This is a genomic window from Candidatus Poriferisodalis sp. (assembly GCF_965198245.1).
Classification (GTDB): domain Bacteria; phylum Actinomycetota; class Acidimicrobiia; order Acidimicrobiales; family Poriferisodalaceae; genus Poriferisodalis.
The window spans coordinates 2189478-2205395 of the sequence record NZ_OZ240249.1; the positions used below are offsets into that span (position 1 = coordinate 2189478).

The window sequence follows — 15918 nt, forward strand, 5'->3', positions numbered from 1 at the left end:
CGGACCTCAGGCGGACGTCAGGCTGTCGGGCGCACTGCGTCCGCGGGATCGGTGCGCGCCCCTCGGCGGATCGTGGTGGTGCGAATCACCGCGCGGCGGTGCGACAATAGCCAGCGGGGAAGGGACAGATAATCCCTAGGTCCCGGAGAAAGGTTGCCGATGACGACCGAGTTCGTGTTGAACGGCTCGCCGGTCACGGTCGCAAGCGACCATGAGCATCTGCTTGCGGCACTGCGAGATGAGCTGGGAATCATCTCGCCCAAGGACGGGTGCGCCCCGTCGGGCCAATGCGGCTGCTGCACGGTGCTGGTCGACGGCAGGGCACGGGTGGCCTGCCAAACCAGTCTCGAGCGCTCAGCAGGCACCGAGATCACCACCGTCGAGGGCTTCGACGATGACGAGGTGGACGCCATGGCGGACACGTTCGCAGCGCACGGTGCCCTGCAGTGCGGGTTCTGCACGCCAGGCATCGTGGTGCGGCTGAAGGCCCTTCTCGACCGCAAGGGCTCCGCGCTGACTCGCGAAGAAGCCAGCCGTCACCTGGGCGGCCACCTGTGCCGCTGCACCGGCTACACCAAAATCCTCGACGCGGTGGAATCGCTGGCGGCAGGGGAGGTGCCGGTGGCCCTGCCGCCCAAGGGCGTGGGCAGCTCGGGCGTGCGCTACGAGGCTCGCGAGCTGACGCTGGGCAGCCGCCCGTACATCGACGACATCGTGATCGACTCGTCGATCAGCGGTGTGACGGCCCCGTACGGCATGCTGCACGGGGCGCTGCGCTTCGCCGACCACGCCCGCGCCGATGTCTTGTCGATCGACACCAGCGCAGCCGAAGCAGTGCCCGGGGTGCAGGCCGTGTTCACCGCCGCCGACATCCCCGGCGTGCTGCGGGTGGGCCTCATCCACAAGGACTGGCCGGTGATGATCCCGGTGGGCGGGCGCACGTCCTACCTCGGCGACGTGCTCGCCACTGTGGTGGCCGACAACCGGCCCGCTGCCCGGCGCGCCGCAGAGCTGATCGATGTGGCCTACGACGTCCTCGAGCCGATGACCGACCCGGTGCGAGTCAAAGACAGCGACATCGATGCCGTCTGGGAGCTCGACGGCAACGTGCTGTCGCGCTCGACTTACGCCCGCGGCGACGTTGACGCTGCGCTGGCTGCATCGGCACACACGGTGACCGAGACGTTCCAGACCCAGCGCATCGAGCACGCCTATCTCGAGCCCGAGTCGACCCTTGCCGTGCCCACCCCTGCCAACGGGGTCCCCGCCGGACTGCACGTGTACACCGGCGGGCAGGGCATCTGGGACGACCGCAACGACATCGCCGCGGTACTGGCGCTCGACCCGTCGGTGGTCACCACAGAGCTGGTCTCCAATGGCGGGGCGTTCGGCGGCAAGGAGGACATGTCGAACCAGGCGCACGCCGCGCTGGCGGCGTGGCTGACTGGCCGCCCGGTGCGGATCACCTTGTCGCGTGAGGAATCGCTGCTCATGCATCCGAAGCGACACCCCATCCGCATGACCTATGAGGTCGGCTGCGATACCGACGGCAAGCTCACCGCAGTGCGGGCGCGCATGTTCGGAGATTCGGGCCCGTACGCCTCGGTCGGCATGAAGGTGCTGGAACGGTCGGCAGGGCACGCCACCGGGCCCTACCTGGTGCCGGCTGTGGACGTCGAGTCGGTCGCGGTGCGCACCAACAACCCCGTGTGCGGCGCATTCCGGGGATTCGGCGCCAACCAGGCGCAGTTCGCCATGGAAGGCGTGATGGACCGGCTGGCCGAAGCCCTGGGCATCAGCGGCTTCGAGATGCGTCAGCGCAACGTGGTCGTGCCCGGGGGAGTGTGGGGACCGGGCCAGATCATGGACGACGGCTGTCTGGGCGCTCAGGCCTGCTTGGACGCCGTGCGCGAGCCCTACGAGGCGGCCCGTGCAGCCGGCAAGCCCGTCGGGATCGGGCTGGGGCTGAAGAACTCTGGCCTCGGCAACGGTTTCAAGGAGATCGCCAAGGCTGTGGTGCGTTTCTGTGCTGACGGCACCCTCGAAGTCCGACACTGTTGGACTGAAATGGGCCAGGGCGTGCACACCGTCGCACTGCAGGTCGCGGTGGAAGAGCTCGGCGTCGACCCCGAAGCGGTGAGGGTCATCGTGGACTCCACCCGTGAGCTCGGCGCCGGCCAGACCACGGGCAGCCGCGGCACGCTCATGGGCGCAGGATCCGTGGCCGATGCCTGCCGCGCCGCGCTGGCCGACGGCTGCCGGCCCGAAGTGGACTACGAGGGCGAGTACCGGGTGGACTGGACTAACTCGCTGTCGGAAGGCCTGGAGAACCCGGTCATCCACTCGACCTTCGGGTACGCCGCTCAGGTTGTCATCCTCGACCCGGACAGCGGCATCGTGGAGCGGGTCATCGCCGCGCACGATGTCGGCCGAGCCGTGAACCCCGTGATGTGCGAGGGCCAGATCGAGGGCAGCGTGCACATGGGGCTCGGCTACGCGCTGAGCGAGGGCTTCCCCGCTGACGCCGACGGACGACCGCTCAACGCCACATTGCGCAGCCTCGCGATCATCCGGCCCAAGGACATGCCCGATGTCGACGTCATCCTGGTCGAGTCGCCCCAGCCCGGCGCTCCCTACGGCATCAAGGGCGTCGGCGAGATCGGGCTCGTGCCCACGGCGGGTGCCGTCGCAGCGGCTATCCGCGAGTACGAAGGCGTCTGGCACAACGAACTGCCAATGCGCAACCCGTCAAACCGCGAGCGAGCCGACGCCTGGGTCTGAACCGTTTCCCCTACGAGCTTCACGCAGTCGTAGGAGTGTGGCTGTGGCCAGCGAGATGCTGCCCACAGCCACACTCATGGGTTCACAAGTGCAGTTGTTGCCGCCTACTGCTCTTCGCCTTCGGCGGGCATGTTGTAGCTGTAGATCCGGCCCTGGTGGTTGTCGAGCACCCACATGGTCTCACCGTCGGACCAGATTCCCTTCGGACTGTTGTTGCCGGCCTCGTTCAGACCATTGAAGTCGAGGTCAGCTTGTCGATCGCCGGTGTCGAGGTCGTAGGCGTACAGCTTCTTGTCCGCCGTGTCCACCACCCACATGGTCTCACCGTCAGACCACAGCCCCGCAGGGTGGCAGTTGCCAGATGCACGGGGATCGTCGCTGAAAGCTGAGCAGAGCGTCGTCAGCTCTTTGCTTGAGTCCCGTTCGCCGGTGTCCAGGTCGTAGGCGAAGATCTTGATGTTGTTCTTTGGATCGGACACCCAGATCGTGGTGCCGTCGGACCACAGACCCTTAGGAACCCAATTCCAGCCTTCGAGTCGTGCCGAGCCCAGCAGCGTACGGTCGTCTTCGCCGGTATAGAACTCTTTGCTGGTGTCACGGGCACCGGCCGTCAGGCTGTAGGCGTACAACTTCTGGTCGCGATCGTCCGATACCCATATAGTGGTGCCGTCGGACCACAGGCCATTGGCATTGTGATTGCCCGCATCCGCCAGCGTGGTGATGTCCTTGGACGAGTCGTGGGCACCGGTGGCCAGGTCGTAGGCGAACAGGGCTCCGCTGAGGTCGGTCACCCACATGGTGGTGCCGTCGGACCACGTGGCTCGAGGCATGCGGTTGCCCTCAGCGAGTCCGTCTATGTCTGACAGCACGGCCCATCCGAACGCTTCGGTGGAAGCCCGAGCGACAACGACGGTGTAGGTCTTGGTGACCGTGGAGTCGTTCGACACCACGGCAACCGTGATGGTGTTGAGGCCTTCGTTCAAGGCGACTTGGTGTCCCTGCGCGTCGGTGTCGGCATCATCGGGGGAGATCGTCACCGTCGCACCCGTATCGCTGCGCTGCGTCGCAACGGTGGTGGTTGCCACGGAGCTGGCCGCGTCTGCGGTGTAGCGGGCCGTGGCGGAATCGAACGTGCCGATGTCCAGGTCGCTGAGGGCGAGAGCGCTCAACGTGGCGTCATTGCGGATGACGGCCAGGTTGGATCTAGTGACGACCACGGTGTAGGTCTGGGTGTGCGAACCGCGGGTCACTGTGACGGTGATGGTGTTCTCGCCGGCGACCAGACTGATTTGAGCACCGTCAGTGCTCGTGTCTTCGTCGGCAGGCGAGATGGAGACCTCAGCGTCTGAGTACTGCGCGCTCGCGGTCACAGTGATCGTGGCAGTGTCACTGGTGACGCGCACCGCATAGTCAGTGTCCGACGGGTCGAAGGCCTCCGACGCCGGGTCAAAGGTCTGAGGGTCGGAGCCGTCGAGCTCCAGCGACTGCAGGTGGGTGCGGCCGGGCATGGTGTAGGCGTAGATCTTGTCGTCCCCTTGATCGGCCACCCACATGGTGGTGCCGTCAGACCAAAGACCGTCGGGCGCGTTGTTGCCGACACCGCTGAGCGTGTCGAAATCCAGATGGGCGAGCCGGTTGCCGGTGCTCAGCTCGTAGGCGTAGACCTTGTCGTCATCTTCGTCGGACACCCACATGGTGGTGCCGTCAGACCACAGCCCTGCGGGGCGGCTGTTGCCCGCATTCTTGAGGGTGTTGAGGTCTTTGCTCGGCTGGCGCGACTGGGTGGCCAGGTCGTAGGCGTAGATCTTCCCGTCCCACAAGTCGGACACCCACAAGGTGGCGCCGTCGGACCACAGACCCTTGGGGCTGAGATTGTCAGCGTCTCCGAGGGTCCAGGCGTAGAAGTCGTCAGTTCCCTGCCGGGTGCCCGTAGCCAGGTCGTAGGCAAAGATCGAGATCATCTCGTTCCACCCGTCAGAGACCCACATGGTGGTGCCGTCGGACCAAAGCCCGCCAGGCCGGTTGTTGCCGGCGTCGTCGAGCGTGTCGATGTCCGAATCGGACTTGCGATCACCTGTGGCCAGGTCATAGGCGAAGATCTTGTCCTCGCCATCGTCGACCACCCACATCGTGGTGCCGTCCGACCAGATTCCGGTCGGATCTGTCCCGCCGACGTCAATGTCTCGCAGCGCGTTGGCAGACGCCCCCGCAGCAGGTGACAACAGCGCCGCCGCGAGCGCCACCGCAGCTAGCGCCGCCGGCAGAGCCCGTCTGTGCCTGAGGGCACTCGTTCCGCGGGGGTTTGCGGCGCTGCTACGCGGCACCGCAACGCATTCGAAGGTCATGGGCCTTACTCCAAGAGGGATTCAGCTCACTGCCGCACGGCATCACACCGTCGACCCGAACTGATAGTTGATTGGCTGATACATGAAGCATAGCTCATGGAACAATGTGTTAGATGCAATTATGCGGCGCCACTCTGCGGCCCGCGTGATCGAAGTGGCAGAGTTCACGCCATGACGTCACCTGGTTCAGTCACGTTCGGCCTGCTGCTGCCCTCGCGTGAGTTCGCGATGTATGCGCCCCATGACGGGGATCCCCTCCGACTCGTCGACCTGGCGGTGCGGGCCGAGGAACTCGGTTTCGGCGCTGCGTGGATCGGAGATTCGCTGCTGGCCAAGCCTCGGGCCGAACCGCTTTCGGTGCTGGCTGCTGTTGCAGCGGCCACCGAGCGCATCGACCTCGGCACCGCGGTGCTGCTCGCATCGATGCGCAACGCCGCCCAGTTCGCTCAGCAGGCCGCAACGGTCGATGCGCTGTCGGGCGGCCGGCTGATCCTGGGCGTCGGCGCAGGTCCGCCCGGACCCCAGGTCAACGCGGACTTCGATCTCGTCGGTGCCGACTTCGACCGGCGGGGCAGCCGGATGATGCAGGTCGTCCACGAGGCTCGTGAACTCTGGCGGGCGGAAGACACACCAGCAGAACTGCGGCTCCAGCCAGTGTGCGCAACCGAGGGCGGTCCCCGCATGTGGTTGGGCGGCTCGGGGCCACGCGGGCTCGAGCGTGCCGGTCGGCACTTCGACGGCTGGTTCCCGACCGCCCCTGCGGTCGACGCGTTCGCCGAACAGCTCGTGACGATGCGCTCCCACGCGGCCGACGCTGGACGAGATCCGGCGTCCATCACTGCAGCGGCCTACCTGACCGTCAACATCGGCGATCCCGACACCGCAGCAGCCGAGGTAGACCAACACTCGAGGCTGTACTACGGCGTCGAGTTCGAGGTGGTGCGCCGGCTCTTGGGCACCCGGTCGGGTACGCAGCCCGAGATCATGGCATGGCTGCAGAGTTACATCGACGCCGGTTGCGAGCACATCAGCATCCGCTTGGCATCGCCCGACGTCGACACCCAGCTCGACCGTCTCGTGGAGCTGCTCCCCCAACTGCGCACCTGATCAACCTGACCTCATCACCCCGGCCTGACCAATTCGGGACATCAGGGCGGCTCAGCGGGCTCGGAGGCCGGGATTACGCTCGCAGCCGTGAGTGAGGGGGGTGCGACGACGCCGGGACTCGTGTGTGCGCACCACCACCTGTACTCGGCACTGGCGAGAGGCATGCCTGCCCCGCCGCGCACCCCAGGCGGCTTTGCCGAGATCCTGGAGCTGGTGTGGTGGCGTCTCGACCGAGCACTCGACCTCGAGATGCTGGAATGGTCGGCGAAGCTCGGTGCGCTGGAAGCACTCGAATCAGGCTGTACGGCGATTGTCGATCATCACGAGTCGCCCAACGCCATCGAAGGCTCGCTCGACGTGATCGCAGCGGCCTGCGCCGAGGTAGGCGTTCGGATCAGTTGCTGCTACGGCGTCACCGACCGCCACGGTGCGGACGGGGCTCGGCGCGGCCTCGCAGAGAACGACCGCTACCTCGCAGCAGGCGGTCGGGGGTACGTGGGCGTCCACGCGGCGTTCACCTGCACCGACGACACCCTGGAAGCAGCCGCAGATCTGGCCCAACAGCACGATGTCGGCGTGCACATCCATGTCGCAGAAGGGCCGCCCGATGCCGACGCTGCTCAGCGGCTGGCGGACCTGAGCGACGAGCGTTGGCTGCTCATCCACGGAGTTCATCTGCCGACCGATCACGGCCTCGAAGGCACCATCGTGCACAACCCTCGCTCGAACATGAACAACGCCGTCGGCTACGCCAATCCGGCCCGGTTCGCTGCAACGAACCCCATAGCGCTGGGCACTGACGGCATCGGCGCCGACATGCTCGACGAGTTCCGAGTCGCCTATGTGCGCCTGCGGGAACACGACGTGACCGCCGGGCCAGACACACCGTGGGAATGGCTCGCGAACGGGTGGAACCTGATGCCCGAGGCGCTTGAGGACTCAGTGCGCTGGTCGTATCCGAGCGCCGACCCCTGGCATCTCGCCTACACGCCTGGCGTCGGGGCCCTCGACGTCACGATCGACGGCGAGCAGGTGCTCTCGAACGGCATTGCCACACGCGTCGACCCCGCTGAGGTGCGTGCCCGAGCCGCTGAGCAAGCCCAGCGGCTCTTCGCCGCGCTCGACGAACTCGACTGAGGAGACCGACGATGGCTGCACAGGTGACCCGCAACACGCTGTTCGACGGGCGGGACTGGCCCGCCGCGCCGCCTGAGGTGCGTACGTTCCACCGCCGGCTGCCCGCCTACGCACCCACGCTGGTGATCGATGCGCCGTGTCTGGCCGAAAGCCTCGGCGTCGGGCGGGTCCTTGTGAAGGCCGAAACCCAGCGCATGGGTCTGCCGTCGTTCAAGATCCTGGGCGCGTCGTGGGCGTCGTACCGCGCCATCTGCGAGCACTTGGGCGGCGAACCTCCGCCGTGGGCGAACATCAACGCGCTGGCAGCCAGCCTGGCTCACCTTCGGCCGATGACCCTGGCGGCCGCCACCGACGGCAACCACGGACGGGCGGTTGCCTTCATGGCACGGCTTCTGGGCTTCGACGCGCACATCCTGGTGCCCGACGGCACTGCGGAGGCCCGTATCGCCGCCATCGGGGACGAGAGCGCGACGGTGACCGTGGTGGACGGCACCTACGACGATGCGATCACCCAGAGCGCCGAGATGGCCGGTGAGCGCTGCCTAGTCGTGTCGGACACCTCGTGGCCGGGCTACGAGACCATCCCCGCCAACGTCGCCGAGGGCTATACGACGATCTTCTCCGAGGTGGACGATGCGCTTACCGCCAACGGGATCGCCCAACCCGATCTCGTCGCAGTCCCCGTGGGAGTCGGTGCCTTCATGGCCGCTGCAGTCACCCACTACCGCAGCGGCGAGCACCGCCCGGTGCTGGTATCGGTGGAGCCCGACGATGCGAATTGCGTGCAGGCTTCGACGATGGCAGGGGAGATCACCGAGACGCCGGGTCCGCACCGCTCGATCATGGTGGGGTTGAACTGCGGTGTCCCCTCGCCGCTGGCATGGCCGATGCTGGCCAGCGGCGTCGACTGGTGCGTCTCGGTGAACAGCGACGCTGCCGGCCGGGCCATGGCCGACCTGGCCGGATCACAGGTAGTGGCAGGTGAGACCGGCAGTGCCTCTCTGGCGGGCCTGCGAGCGTTGCTCGGGGATCCTGAGGGTTGCAGCGCACTCGACGACCCGCAGAACGCAACAGTGCTCGTCATGGTCACCGAAGGCGCCACCGACCCGGCCAACTACGAACGCATCGTCGGCCGGCCCCACACCGAGGTCGGCCGGGTCCTGACCGCAGTACGTTGAGCGCCCACCAAGCGTTGGCAAACAGGGGGAGACTCGCCATGCCGCTCGATCAAGAGAACTACCAGGCCATGCTCATCGACAAGCGGGACAACGGCGTCGCTGTCGTCACGCTGAATCGTCCTGAGCGACTCAATGCGGTCAACGGCCAGATGCACCACGAAATGGCGACATTCACTCGAGAAGCGCAGACCGACGACGACGTGAAGGTCGTCGTGCTCGCCGGCTCAGGCCGTGCCTTCTGCGCCGGCGGCGATTTCAGTGACGCTGGCGGACCGGCCGTCAGCTTCGAGGAGGGGCGCCAGATCGTCGACCATCTCCTCGAGCTGCGCAAGCCGATCATCTCGGCGGTGCAGGGCTATGCCATGGGCCTCGGCGCCAATATCGCGCTCCTGTGCGACGTGGTGGTGGCGGGGCACAGCTCGGTGTTCGCGGACACCCACGTCAACATGGGCATCGGCGCCGGCGATGGGGGACAGGTCATCTGGCCGCTGCTGATGGGTGTGAACCGGGCCAAATGGCATCTCATGACCGGCGAACGTGTCACCGGTCAGATGCTCTACGACATGGGGCTCGTCAACTTCCTGGTGGACGACGACGCAATTGGGGACACAGCACTCGAGAAGGCAGCACAGCTCGCCGCAGGGCCCCAGAAAGCCATCAGCGCCTCCAAGGTGCCGATCAACAACTGGATCCGGCAGATGTCGGCCCAGATCCTGCCGCTGTCGCTCAGCCTGGAAGGCGAGACCTTCCACGGCAGTGACGCTCGAGAGGCCCAGCGGGCGTTCGTGGAGAAGCGCCCTGCGAAATTCGAGTAGTCACTAGCAGGGATGCAGAAGGCGAGAGGGGCATGGCGCTGACATCTCCAACGACCGGCGACGACGGCGCGCCCCCCGAATTTGCGGCGGGCCGGTTAGCTCGCTTGCTACGGCCGTTTGTGGGCATCGCAGTGCCTGCCGTCGCGACGATCGCGGCGCTCATCGTGGGCGCCGTCATGCTGCTTGCGTTCGGTGCCAACCCGCTTTTTGCCTACGGCAAGCTGATCACCGGCGCGTTCGGCAGCGCCGACAACCTCGCTGACACAGCGGTGCGGGCCATGCCGCTTGCCCTGGTCGGCGTAGGGATCTGCATCGCATTCCGCACTGACGTCATCAACATCGGAGGCGAGGGACAGATCATCCTGGGTGCCATCGCGGCTACGGCCACGTCGATGGCATTTGACGACTTGCCCCGGGTGCTGCTGGTGCCGCTGGTGATCATCGCGGGAGCGCTCGGCGGCGGGTTCTGGGGAGCGATCCCCGGCGCGCTCAAGGCGTACGCAGGCGTCAACGAGATTCTCTCGACGATCATGATGAACATCGTCGCTGCGCACCTGCTGAGCTTCTTGCTGCAGGACCTGCTCATCGAACCCGGTGCGATCAAGATCCAGCAGACGCGCCGCCTCAGCGCCAATGCCGATCTGCCGCTGCTGCCTGGCGGAACCCGGCTGCACATCGGCGTGTTGGTTGCGGTGCTGGTAGCGGTGTTGGGCTACCTGCTGCTGTTCCGCAGCGCACTCGGCATGCGGTTGCGATCCGTGGGCCACAACCCTGATGCCTCCCAATACGCCGGCATGGCCGTCAAGCGCAGCATCACGCAAGCACTCGCCTTCAGCGGAGCCTGTTGCGGCATCGCCGGAGCAGTGCTCGTGTTCGGCAGCGAATCGCACCGTTTGATCGGCGAGGGCGGCGCCGCAGCGTTCACGCAGAATGCCGGCTTCAACGGCATCGTGGCGGCACTGTTCGGCGGGCTGCACCCGCTCTTCACCGTGCCCGCGTCATTCCTCTTCGGCGGGATGCTCACCGGCGGGAACGACCTGCAACGCGCGGTGCAGGTACCCGCCGCACTGGTGGTGGCGTTGAACGGCGTGGTGGTGGTGTTCGTAGTAGGCAGCCTGCGATTGCGCGACCGGCTCAGGACATGGGCAGGCGAGGTCAAGAGCTACGGGGGCAGGGCGTGAGCGACTTCTTCACCGTGGGCGTGCTCGTGGCCACGCTGGCCTCAGGCATCCGGCTGGCGACACCGTTCCTGCTGGCAGCGCTGGGTGAGACGATCGGCCAGCGCGCCGGGGTGCTGAACCTGGGCGTGGAAGGCGTGATGCTGATCGGCGCGTACGCCGCCTACATCACCGCGCTGCGCACCGGCAGCGCGCTGGCCGGTGTTGTCGCAGCGCTGGCGGCCGGTGCGGCAATGGGAGCGGTGTACGCGTTCATCACCGTGGTGATGCATGCCACCCAGGGCATCAGCGGCATCGGCATCTTCCTGTTCGGACTGGGCTTCACCGACTTGTTGTTCCGCAAGCAGGTGGGCACGCCGGTGCCCATCGACGGGCTGGGCTCTGTGCAGATTCCCGGCCTCTCGGATCTGCCGGTGGTCGGGGAGTTGCTGTTCCAGCACAGCGTGCTGACCTATGTGGCGTTCGCACTCGTTCCCGTGGTCTGGTTCGCGATGAATCAGACGACGTTCGGCCTGAACGTCCGCGCCGTGGGCGAGACACCTGAGGCGGCCGACACGCTCGGTGTGCGGGTCAACGTCGTACGCACCCAGGCAATCATCATCGGCAACGTGATGGCGGGACTGGCCGGCGGCACGTTGGCCCTCGATGTGGGCATCTTCCAGCAGAACCTCACGTCTGGCCAGGGGTTCATCGCGGTGGCGCTGGTGTACTTCGGGGCCTGGCGATCCAGCGGTGTGATGGCAGGGGCACTGCTGTTTGGCGTCGTGTCATCCACCGTGCTCCAGCTCAAGACCCTCGGCGTCATCGTGGGCGCGTCCTCGACGATCGCTGCGATGGCACCGGCGGTCCTGACCATCGTGGTCCTGGTGCTCGTCAGCCGTCGCATCGGCGCACCGGCCGCCTTGACGGTGCCATTCGAACGTGATGGCTAACCGGCCGGCACCACGCCCGAAGTAGCCATCGCCCATCCCACGGCAGCGGCGGTGCCGGCGGCCAGGTACGGCCCGAGGGGGCGACCTGAGCGCGGTCCGTGCCGCACCATCACCACGAGTGCCTCGGGAAGCGCAATGAAGAAGCCCGCGGTCAGGCCGACCAGAGCGACATGCCATCCCCACCATCCGCACAGCAGCCCGTTGAGCACGCCGAACCTGACATCGCCGAAGCCCATCGACGGGGGATGGATCAGGTGGATCGCAACGAGCGGCGTGCCGCATACCAATGCTCCGATCGCGGCATCGCGTAGACCACCCGGCACGCCGGATATGAGAGCTGCAATCGAGTACAGCATCCATACGGCTGCAGCAGTCGGCCAGATCACGCGTGTCGGGAGCGTTCTGGTGCGCTGGTCGATGATCGAGAGCGAGACAGCTGCAGTGAGCCAAACCGAGGCGGCTGCAAGCACGAGGGTAGCGGCCGCGCTCACAGCGGCTCGCTAGCCCGGGTCTCCGGCATCAGAACTGGTCCTGCTGCGACGCCAAGTCGAGCGTCGCAGCAGGAGCGTTGCCGCATGATCGGTGCACCTCGGTGCGCGGGGCGAACGCCATTCATGCAATCATGTCCGGTCTGATGTCGGATTCATCTTCAGCCGCTCCACGCCAGAAGCGACAAGTCTTCAACCCGACGGCCACGAAGGGCAAGCGTCGCTTGAACTTGGCCATTGTGGGCCTGCTCCTCGTCGTCGGGGCTGGCATCGGGTTCTGGTACGTCGTCCAGAGCCTGGATGAGCGCGAGCAATATGTGGTGGCGGCGCGGGCGATCGAGCGGTGGGAGCGCCTCGGTGTGGCCGACCTCACTGCCGTCGAGGCGAATGTCGGCGACGCAGTGGCGATGACTCCGTCACAGGTCGGCGCGATTGTTGGCAATTGGGCCACGGGCCGTGTTCCTCAGGGCACGCTGATCACGCCCGGAATGTTCGCGCCGCCGCCGTTGTCGGGGCCAGCAGAGGCGGGCCGGGTCATTCTTCAGATCAGCCTGCCTGCCGGCGAAGTGGCATTCGGCACCCTCGAGACCGGCGACACCATCGCGCTGCTGGGGCGCGAGAGCGTGCCTGGCGATGAGTTCGCCGAGTTCGCTGGGGAATCGCAGGTCCCGCTCGGTCTCATCGGCATTCTTCGGCTGGACATGGTCCAGGGCGGCAACATTTACTACATCGAAGAGCCGGCCGAAGCGCTGCGCATCGAGAGAATGGTGAACCGCTACCTGACCGCTGCGGACCGCAAGATGTGGAAGATCGGCATCGATGTGACGGCCGAGCAATTGGTGAGAGCGCTTCGCGGAGATGGTGCTACGGTGACGACAGAGTCAACGTCATGAACACATGATGTTAGTGCATGCGTGGCGGGCATCGCCGGAGAGAACAGACGCAAGAGAAGCGGCAGAAGCGAGACGACCACAGCAGCAATCGGCCCAAGAGACGAGACCTGCATTCGAGCGGTCCCGTGACCCGTGGAGACACGAGCGTTTGGTGACGGCATGTTGACGATCTACAGCACCTATGGTTCGCCGGGAGCATCGACAACTGCGGTCTATCTGGCTGCATCGTGGGCTTCGAAGGGCTCCCAGGTGCTGCTCATCGAGGCTGATGCCGCGTCCGGCTCGATGGGTCAGAAGCTGGGCATGCAGTTCACGCCTGGAACGGCGTCGTTTGTGGCGTCAGGAAAGCCGACAACAGCGGAGAATCTGATCGAGCACGCGCAGGACGTGTTGTTCAGCGATCTCCACATCATGCCGGCACCACCGAGCCCGGTGGGAGCGCAGTCGGTGGCCCAAGTGTTGGCCACGATGGGCGACAGCCTGCGTGACATCTCCGACAGCGATATGGCCGTCGTCATTGATGGAGGTCGCCTGACTTCCGAAGCCAGTGCTTCGCAGTTGACGACATGCGCAGCCGGAGTGCTTGTGGTGTCACGCGAGAACACTCAGCTCTCCAGCCTCGAGCATCTTGGCGGCGTCTTTGCCGCGGATCCGTCCGAGGCCGGGCCGGAAGGATTGTCGCTGTGCGTCAGCGCCTCGCCGTTCAGCGAAGACGAATGGCGCGAGCAGTTCGGGCTCGCCTATGTGGGCAGCATTGACCTTGCACGCGGCGGCACTACCGACCTTTCCATGTTCATGTCGCGCGGCAAACGGTCATCGCGCAAATTACGCCACAGCCTCGACAAGATCGCAGACCGCTTGTACGAGCACGCGCATCCTGGCGCAGCAACGACTTCCCGACCACGAAGGCGTCCCGCCGAGCCTACGGCGCCGGCTCATCCCCAAGGGCATCCGCCCCCTGCGCACCACTCGGCCGAACCAAGTGGGCAGATGCACGCCGAAGCCGGTGATGCGCATGGTCAGACCGATTACCTGGCGCAGCCGTTGACTTCGAGCAGCTACGCCGGGCAGGAATTCCAGCAGATGCCACCGCAGCATCATGGCGGTGACAACTCCTCCGCAATGCACATCCCGCCCGTCGGCTACCCAGCCGGCGGAACGGTCGGTGGCGCGAGCTGGCCCGAGCAAGCCGGCGAGGCGTCGGGGTCGTCGATATCGACGCAGCCCCCAGACGTCGGCGATGTACCTGCCACGCCATCTGGTTCGTTCCGCTCGTGGGCCGCCATGCTCCATGGAGCGGAAGCGGAGGGACATCGCGATGTCGGCACGCCACCAGTCGGCGGGAACGTCTCGGCATGAGCCGCTTGGGCGTGCGCCAATGTCGAGTGTGCGACACGCGGCACCAGTCATGAGAGATCGACTGTGACCGAAGACGTCTGGCACCGCCGCGGTTTCGAGTTGTTCGACCGCGTGCGAGAGCACCTGCTCCGCCACTACTTGGAGCTGCAGCGCGGACAGCTGCCGCCGCCGGAAATCGAGCGGCGTCTCATGGCGATTGCCGATCAGATGGTCGAGGAGCACGACACGGCTTCAGTCATGGCCGGCGAGCCGACGCTGGATGCGAGCGACCGGCGCGACTTCCGAGCCAACGTCCGCGGTCTGATGGGCGGCGGCGCGTTGGTCCCCTTGCTCGAGCAACCCGATGTCGAGAACATCCATGTGCTCGGGCATGACAATGTGATTCTCTCGCTTGCCGATGGCCGCCGCATCGCGGGTCCTCCGCTCGCGGGCAGCGAGGAAGAACTGGTGACGATGATCCGCCACCTCGCGGCCACCGCAGGGCACACGTCACGCCGCTTCGACAACGCCTCGCCAATCCTGGACTTGAGGCTCGAATCCGGCCACCGGCTGTTCGCAGTCACCGCCGTTGCCGAGCGAACATCGATGGTGATCCGGCGTCACCGCATGCTGTCGGCATCGCTCGACCGGCTGCTCGAGTCCGGCACGATCACACCGCAGATGGTGCCAGTGCTGAGGGCCGCAATCAGGCCGCCCGACCCGGCGAACATGCTGGTCGTCGGTGGCACTGGTGCGGGCAAGACGACCCTCATCCGCTCATTGCTGTCGGAGGTCCCGCAGTCCGATCTCATCGTGACCATCGAGGACACTCTCGAGTTGCACCTGCGTGAATCCGGCCTGCATACGCGCACCCTCGCCCTGGAGACCCGTACCTCCAATACCGAGGGCACCGGCGAGATCACCATGTACGACCTCTGCAAGGCCGCGCTGCGGATGTCGCCGGATCGTGTGATTGTCGGCGAAGTGCGCGGCGGCGAGGTCATGCAGTTGCTCCAGTCGATGGGCATCGGCGTCGACGGCTCTCTCGGCACGATTCACGCTGGCAGCACAGAGGCGGCCATCAACAAGATCCTGATCTACGCGCAGCGTTCCCCGGATGCGCCGACGCCCGACTCGGTGCTGCGCGAGATCGCCGAGGTGCTGCATCTGCTCGTCTACATCAAGAAGCTGCCCAGCGGGCGGCGCGCCATCACGTCAATCCGGGAGATCACCGGCTACGCGGATGGCGAAGTGTCCACCAACGAGGTCTTCGCTCCCGGTCCCGACGGCGTCGCTGTGTACACGCGGCCGTTCAAGCCTGATGGCGAGGCGCTCGCCCGCCTGACGGCGACCGGATTCGATCCGGCGATGCTCGGACCGCCGCAGCCGTTCAACGGCACCGCGCCCCAACCGCCGAGGCACCGGCCGACCATCGCGCCGCCGCCTGGATACGAGGGGCCGATGCCCGGCCACCGCCAGCCCCATGGCTCGAACCAGCACGGCGCTGCTCAGCATGCACCCGCCCACGCCCAGCCTCAGCCCGCGCCCCGGCCTCAGCCCGCGCCCCGGCCTCAGCCCGCGCCCCAGCCTCAGCCCGCGCCCCAGCCTCAGCCCGCGCCCCGGCCGCAACCGCTGCGGCCGGTGCCGCCTGTACGGCAGCGAGGCGACTAGCTGTGCAGGGTTCGCTAGCGATTTTGTGTGGTGTTGTCGCCGCCCTCGGAGCGGT

General features: G+C 66.4%; 12 protein-coding genes. 10 read left to right on the forward strand and 2 right to left on the reverse strand.

Annotated elements, in window-relative coordinates:
* Positions 1-159: 159 nt before the first annotated feature.
* On the forward strand, positions 160-2781 hold the full coding sequence (locus ACOCMM_RS10140; RefSeq protein ID WP_419553034.1) for a molybdopterin cofactor-binding domain-containing protein: 2622 nt from the start codon (positions 160-162) through the stop codon (positions 2779-2781).
* Between the two features lie 104 nt (positions 2782-2885).
* On the opposite strand, the gene ACOCMM_RS10145 is transcribed toward ACOCMM_RS10140, so the two are convergent.
* Positions 2886-5024, reverse strand: coding sequence for a cadherin-like beta sandwich domain-containing protein (locus tag ACOCMM_RS10145; protein WP_419553035.1), 2139 nt, complete (start codon positions 5022-5024; stop codon positions 2886-2888).
* A 273-nt stretch (positions 5025-5297) separates the two neighbouring features.
* Here ACOCMM_RS10145 and ACOCMM_RS10150 point away from each other — a divergent pair, with 273 nt between their 5' ends.
* From ACOCMM_RS10150 to ACOCMM_RS10175, 6 genes are all read left to right on the forward strand, one after another.
* The gene (locus tag ACOCMM_RS10150) at positions 5298-6233 is read left to right on the forward strand and encodes an LLM class flavin-dependent oxidoreductase (protein WP_419553036.1); all 936 of its coding nucleotides are present in this window, start codon (positions 5298-5300) and stop codon (positions 6231-6233) included.
* A gap of 87 nt (positions 6234-6320) precedes the next feature.
* Positions 6321-7370 (forward strand): amidohydrolase family protein, encoded by a 1050-nt coding sequence (locus ACOCMM_RS10155; RefSeq protein ID WP_419553037.1) that lies wholly within the window; start codon positions 6321-6323, stop codon positions 7368-7370.
* An 11-nt stretch (positions 7371-7381) separates the two neighbouring features.
* Positions 7382-8548 (forward strand): diaminopropionate ammonia-lyase, encoded by a 1167-nt coding sequence (locus ACOCMM_RS10160; RefSeq protein ID WP_419553038.1) that lies wholly within the window; start codon positions 7382-7384, stop codon positions 8546-8548.
* 38 nt (positions 8549-8586) lie between these two features.
* Positions 8587-9363, forward strand: a complete 777-nt coding sequence (locus ACOCMM_RS10165; protein WP_419553039.1) for an enoyl-CoA hydratase/isomerase family protein — start codon at positions 8587-8589, stop codon at positions 9361-9363.
* A 32-nt stretch (positions 9364-9395) separates the two neighbouring features.
* Positions 9396-10544, forward strand: coding sequence for an ABC transporter permease (locus tag ACOCMM_RS10170; protein ID WP_419553040.1), 1149 nt, complete (start codon positions 9396-9398; stop codon positions 10542-10544).
* The gene (locus ACOCMM_RS10175; protein WP_419553041.1) at positions 10541-11473 is read left to right on the forward strand and encodes an ABC transporter permease; all 933 of its coding nucleotides are present in this window, start codon (positions 10541-10543) and stop codon (positions 11471-11473) included. The genes ACOCMM_RS10170 and ACOCMM_RS10175 overlap by 4 nt, the downstream gene beginning before the upstream one ends.
* Here the strand turns inward: ACOCMM_RS10175 and ACOCMM_RS10180 are convergent.
* Positions 11470-11964, reverse strand: a complete 495-nt coding sequence (locus ACOCMM_RS10180; RefSeq protein WP_419553042.1) for a prepilin peptidase — start codon at positions 11962-11964, stop codon at positions 11470-11472. The genes ACOCMM_RS10175 and ACOCMM_RS10180 overlap by 4 nt on opposite strands.
* Before the next feature lie 143 nt (positions 11965-12107).
* On the opposite strand from ACOCMM_RS10180, the gene ACOCMM_RS10185 reads away from it, so the two are divergent.
* The 3 genes from ACOCMM_RS10185 to ACOCMM_RS10195 all read left to right on the forward strand — a co-directional run bounded on the left by ACOCMM_RS10185 (position 12108) and on the right by ACOCMM_RS10195 (position 15863).
* Entirely contained in the window at positions 12108-12854 is a 747-nt protein-coding gene (locus ACOCMM_RS10185) for an SAF domain-containing protein (RefSeq protein WP_419553043.1), read from the forward strand.
* Between the two features lie 159 nt (positions 12855-13013).
* A complete protein-coding gene (locus ACOCMM_RS10190; protein ID WP_419553044.1) occupies positions 13014-14213 on the forward strand; it encodes a hypothetical protein in 1200 nt (399 codons plus the stop codon).
* Positions 14214-14276: 63 nt separating this feature from the next.
* The gene (locus tag ACOCMM_RS10195) at positions 14277-15863 is read left to right on the forward strand and encodes a CpaF family protein (RefSeq protein ID WP_419553045.1); all 1587 of its coding nucleotides are present in this window, start codon (positions 14277-14279) and stop codon (positions 15861-15863) included.
* Positions 15864-15918: the final 55 nt, after the last annotated feature.

Excerpts from the sequence above, each read along its gene's own strand:
- ACOCMM_RS10150 (WP_419553036.1), top strand. The coding sequence starts at position 5,298 with ATGACGTCACCTGGTTCAGTCACGTTCGGCCTGCTGCTGCCCTCGCGT.
- ACOCMM_RS10170 (WP_419553040.1), top strand. The coding sequence starts at position 9,396 with ATGGCGCTGACATCTCCAACGACCGGCGACGACGGCGCGCCCCCCGAA.
- ACOCMM_RS10190 (WP_419553044.1), top strand. The coding sequence starts at position 13,014 with ATGTTGACGATCTACAGCACCTATGGTTCGCCGGGAGCATCGACAACT.
- ACOCMM_RS10165 (WP_419553039.1), top strand. The coding sequence starts at position 8,587 with ATGCCGCTCGATCAAGAGAACTACCAGGCCATGCTCATCGACAAGCGG.
- ACOCMM_RS10160 (WP_419553038.1), top strand. The coding sequence starts at position 7,382 with ATGGCTGCACAGGTGACCCGCAACACGCTGTTCGACGGGCGGGACTGG.
- ACOCMM_RS10185 (WP_419553043.1), top strand. The coding sequence starts at position 12,108 with ATGTCGGATTCATCTTCAGCCGCTCCACGCCAGAAGCGACAAGTCTTC.
- ACOCMM_RS10140 (WP_419553034.1), top strand. The coding sequence starts at position 160 with ATGACGACCGAGTTCGTGTTGAACGGCTCGCCGGTCACGGTCGCAAGC.